This is a genomic window from Plasticicumulans sp., from assembly GCF_035331805.1.
Taxonomy (GTDB): domain Bacteria; phylum Pseudomonadota; class Gammaproteobacteria; order Competibacterales; family Competibacteraceae; genus Plasticicumulans.
Map to the genome: position 1 here is coordinate 1 of NZ_DAOLKE010000563.1, position 1,517 is coordinate 1,517.

Below are 1,517 nucleotides of genomic sequence, written 5' to 3' on the forward strand. Positions count from 1 at the left end.
CGGGCGCGCGCAGCGCCGGGCGCGGCAGCGCAAGGCCGAAGTCCGGACCGCGGCCGGCGAGCGCGGCGAGCTGCGTGCGCGCCAGACGGATGCCTTCCTCGGTCGCCGCGAGCTGCTGGCGCGCGGCCGGCACTGCGCCTTCGGCCTGCTTCAGCTCGACCGACGAATCCAGACCGGCAGCGACGCGCTGGCGCGTCAGCTCCAGCACCTGCCGGCGCTGCTCGACCTCGGCCGCGGCCACGTCGTGCTGCGCGTAGCGGCCGTCGAGATCGTTCCAGCCGCGGGCGATCGCCACCGCCAGCATCAGCCGCGCGGCCTGCGCCTCGACCTCGGCGGCGCTGGCGCGATCGAGCGCCGCGGCGGCCTCGGCCTGACGGCGGCCCCACAGATCCAGCTCCCACGAGAAGCTCAGACCCAGACGGGCGTCGGTCTGCGTGCTGCCGCCGAGCGGCGCCGGGTAGATGTAGCCCTCGGGCAGGCGCTCGCGGCTGAGGGTGGCGCCGGCGTCGAGGCGCGGGCCGCGGTTGGCATCGGCGAGCCCGGCGAGCGCCTGGGCGTTGCGCAGCCGCGCCTCGGCGAGCTTCAGGTTCGGATTGTCGGACAGCGCATCGCCGATCAGCCGGTCGAGCCCGGGGTCGTTCCACGCCCGCCACCATCCTTCGGTCGGCCAGGCCGCGGTCGCGGCGCGCGCCTCGGTGAGCGTGCGCTGCGCGGCGAGCGCGCTTGCATCGGTATACGCAGACTGGCCGGCGATGCCGGAGGGATCGGCGCAGGCGGCGAGCAGCGCCGCAGCCAGCAGGCCCAGGCCGGCGCGGCGGGCAGGGCGGATCGGGGAAGGGCTTGCGGAGACGGGAACGGCGCTGGTCTTTGTCATGGCGGTTTCTGCCTGTCTTTTATCTGCCTGAGCAGTTATTGCGACGCACGCGGTGCGACAGGGTGACGGGACCGGCGGTTCAGCCGTCGGCGTTGGCGATGATCCGGCGCAGCAGGGACTTCAGCAGTTCGAGTTCATCGCGCGAGAAGCCGCGCAGGTGATGGTTCAGCACGCGCGAGGCGACATCGGGCATCAGCGCCGCGAGCTTCTCGCCGGCTTCGGTCATGCGCAGGCGCACGACACGACGGTCCTCGCAGCAGCGCACGCGCTGCACCAGTCCCTTCTTTTCGAGCCGGTCGAGCATGCGCGTCATCGAGCCGGTATCGACGCAGGCGCGCTTGCAGAGTTCGCCGGCGGTCTCGACCTCGGTGCAGGACAGGTGCAGCAGCGTGATCCACTGCGCGCCGGTGATGTCGTACGGCGCCATCTCGGCGTCGATCGCCGCCGTGATCCGGCCCTTGGCCTGACCGAGCAGGTAACCGACGCTCTCGGTCGGCGTGTAGTTCTCGGGGGTGTACAGCAGCGTGTCGGCTGTTGGATCAGGCCTTGGATCGGTCATGGCGGCGTTCTGGGTGGACGGTATCGACATGGGTCGGCAATTTAACTGCCTATGCAGAGAATGGCAATGCAGAAACTGCACGTC

The 1,517-nt window shown here is 71.3% G+C and carries 2 protein-coding genes; both read right to left on the reverse strand.

Annotated elements, in window-relative coordinates:
- On the reverse strand, positions 1-874 hold an 874-nt coding region (locus PKE44_RS19390), incomplete at its 3' end, for a TolC family protein (RefSeq protein ID WP_324554493.1).
- Between the two features lie 79 nt (positions 875-953).
- Positions 954-1,433: a MarR family transcriptional regulator gene (locus PKE44_RS19395; RefSeq protein ID WP_324554495.1), complete on the reverse strand. Its 480-nt coding sequence runs from the start codon at positions 1,431-1,433 to the stop codon at positions 954-956.
- Between the last annotated feature and the right edge of the window lie 84 nt (positions 1,434-1,517).